At 75.4% G+C, this 3,249-nt stretch carries 1 protein-coding gene; it reads left to right on the top strand.

Going from position 1 to position 3,249, the window contains the following annotated elements:
- Window positions 1-3,249, top strand: a 3,249-nt coding sequence (locus G5C65_RS34230) for a type I polyketide synthase (protein ID WP_165302957.1), incomplete at both ends; no start/stop codon positions are given.

The following is a 3,249-nucleotide window of genomic DNA, read 5'->3' as shown; positions in this document are numbered from 1 at the left end:
GAGGCGGGCGCGCGCGGGCGCGGCGCGGAGGAGACCACCGCGTTCCTCATGGACCTGGTGCGCTCCGAGACGTCCCTGATCCTGGGCCGCGAAGCGCAGGACGGGATCGACCCCGCGGCCTCCTTCAAGGACCTCGGCTTCGACTCCGCGACGGCCATCGAGCTGCGCAACCGGCTGGCCGCCGCCACCGGACTGCGGCTGCCCGCCACCCTGCTGTTCGACCACCCTTCCCCCGAGCAGCTGGTCGACCGCCTGCGCGCGGAGATGTCGGGCACCCGGCGCGCGGTGCGCGCCCCACGGCGCAGGACCGCGGGCGCCGACGAGCCCCTCGCGATCGTCTCCATGGCGTGCCGGTTCCCGGGCGAGGTGGCCTCTCCCGAGGAGCTGTGGCGGCTGCTGGTCGACGAGCGGGACGCGATCGCCGACTTCCCGGGCAACCGAGGCTGGTCGCTCGACTCGCTGTTCGACGGCGATCCCGGACGCGCGGGCCGCTCGTACACCCGGCAGGGCGGCTTCCTCTACGACGTCGACCAGTTCGACGCCGAGTTCTTCGGCATCAGCCCGCGCGAGGCCGCCGCCATGGACCCGCAGCAGCGGCTGGTGCTCGAAGCCTCGTGGGAGGCCGTCGAGCGCGCCGGCATCGACCCGGCCACGCTGCGCGGCAGCGGCACCGGGGTGTACATCGGCGCCATGGCGCAGGACTACGGCCCCCGGCTGCACGAGGCGGACGAGACCGCAGGCGGCTATCTGCTCACCGGCACCTACACCTGTGTGGCCTCGGGCCGGGTCGCGTACACCCTCGGGCTCGAAGGCCCCGCCGTCACCGTGGACACCGGGTGCTCCTCCTCGCTGGTGGCGCTGCACATGGCGGCGCAGGCGCTGCGCGGCGGCGAGTGCGACCTCGCCCTGGTGGGCGGGGTGACGGTGATGGCCAGCCCAGGACTGTTCGTGGAGTTCAGCCGGCAGCGCGGACTGGCCCAGGACGGACGCTGCAAGGCGTTCGCGGACGCGGCGGACGGCACCGGCTGGGGCGAGGGCCTGGGCGTCGTGCTGCTGGAGCGGCTCTCCGACGCGCGGCGCAACGGCCACGAAGTACTGGCCGTCGTCCGCGGCTCGGCCATCAACCAGGACGGCGCCAGCAACGGCCTGTCCGCGCCCAGCGGCCCGTCCCAGGAGCGGGTGATCCGCGAAGCCCTGGCCGCGGCCGAGCTGTCCCCGGCGGACGTGGACGCCGTCGAGGCCCACGGCACCGGCACCCGGCTGGGCGACCCCATCGAGGCCCAGGCCCTGCTCGCCACCTACGGGCAGGAGCGGCGCGCCGGACGCCCGCTCTACCTGGGCTCCGTCAAGTCCAACATCGGCCACACCCAGGCGGCGGCGGGCATGGGCGGGCTGATCAAGATGGTGCTGGCGATGCGGCACGGGCTGCTGCCGCGCACCCTGCACGTCGACCGCCCGACGACGCACGTCGACTGGGACACAGGCGCCGTCGAGCTGCTGACCGAGGCGCTGCCGTGGCCCGAGGGCGAGGAGCCCCGGCGGGCCGCCGTCTCCTCCTTCGGCATCAGCGGCACCAACGCCCATGTCGTCCTGGAGCAGGCTGCCGAGCCGGAGCCCGCCGACGTCCCGGCCACGGGCGGCGCTTTCCCCGCCGCGCCGGAGGTCCCCGTTGTGCTCTCCGCGAAGAGCGAGGACGCGCTGCGGGCCCAGGCGGGCCGGCTGCTCAGCCATCTGCGGGAGCGGCCGGACGACGAGGAGCCGCGGCTGGCGGACATCGGCCGCACGCTCGCCGTGGGGCATGCGCACTTCGACCAGCGCGCGGCGCTGGTGGCGCGCGACCGCACCGGCCTGGAGGCCGCCCTGGCGGCCCTGGCCGACGGGGGCACCGCGCCCGGTCTCGTCACCGCTCGGGCCCGGCCGGCGGCGCGCACGGTGTTCGTCTTCCCCGGGCAGGGCGCGCAGTGGGCGGGGATGGCGGTCGGCCTGCTGGAGTCCTCGCCGGTGTTCGCCCGCCGGATGGCGGAGTGCGCGGCGGCGCTGGAGCCGCTGGTCGACTGGTCGCTGCTGGACGTCGTCCGGGGCGCGGACGGCGCCCCTGGACTGGACCGGGTGGACGTCGTCCAGCCGGTGCTCTGGGCCGTGATGGTGTCGCTGGCCGAGGTCTGGCGCTCGCTCGGCGTCGAACCCGCGGCCGTGGTCGGCCACTCGCAGGGCGAGATCGCCGCGGCCTGCGTCGCCGGAGCCCTCTCCCTCGGGGACGCGGCGCGCGTGGTGGCGCTGCGCAGCCGCGCCCTGACCGCGCTGTCGGGCCGCGGCGGGATGGTGTCGGTGGCCCGCCCCGCCGCCTGGGTACGGGAGCGGATCGGCGCCTGGCAGGGGCGGCTCTCGGTGGCCGTGGTCAACGGCCCGGCGCAGGTCGTCGTCGCCGGCGACCCCGAGGCGCTGGAGGAGTTCCTCGCCCGGTGCGCGGAGCAGGAGGTGCGGGCCCGCCGCGTCGACGTGGACTACGCGTCCCACTCCGCCCATGTGGAGGACATCGAGGCGGAGCTCGCCGAGGTGCTGGCCGGTGTCGAGCCGCGCGCCGGCGACATCGCCGTCTACTCCTCCCTGACCGGGCAGGCCCTGGAGGACAGCGGCGTCATGGACGCCGGGTACTGGTACCGGAACCTGCGTCAGACGGTGCGGTTCGAGGAGGTCACCCAGGCGCTGCTGGAGGCGGGGCACACCGTCTTCGTCGAGGTCAGCCCGCATCCGGTGCTCACCATCGGCATCCAGGAGGCCATCGAGGGGGCCGGTGCGGACGCCGCGGCGCTGGGCACGCTGCGCCGCGACGAGAACGAGACCGCGCGCCTGCTCACCTCGCTCGCCGAGGCCCACTGCCACGGCGTCCGCGTCGACTGGGCCGCCGTCTTCGAGGGCACCGGTGCGCGGCGGGTGGTGTTGCCGACGTATGCCTTCCAGCGCCGCCGGTACTGGCTGGAGACCCCCGCACCGGCCACCGACGCCACCGGACTGGGCCTGCACACCGCCGACCACCCCCTCCTCGGCGGCATGACCACCCTCGCCGACGGCGACGACCTCCTGTTCACCGGCCGCCTCTCCACCCACACCCACCCCTGGCTGGCCGACCACGCCCTCGGCGACACCATCCTGCTGCCCGGCGTCGCCCTCGCCGAACTCGCCCTCGCCGCAGGCGACCACCTCGGCTACGACCACCTCAGCGAACTCATCCTCGAACAGCCCCTCACC

The organism is Streptomyces boncukensis (assembly GCF_011045075.1).
In the GTDB taxonomy this organism is placed as follows: domain Bacteria; phylum Actinomycetota; class Actinomycetes; order Streptomycetales; family Streptomycetaceae; genus Streptomyces; species Streptomyces boncukensis.
The sequence above is the reverse complement of the archived record's forward strand: the minus strand, read 5'-3'. Positions and strand labels throughout refer to the sequence as shown.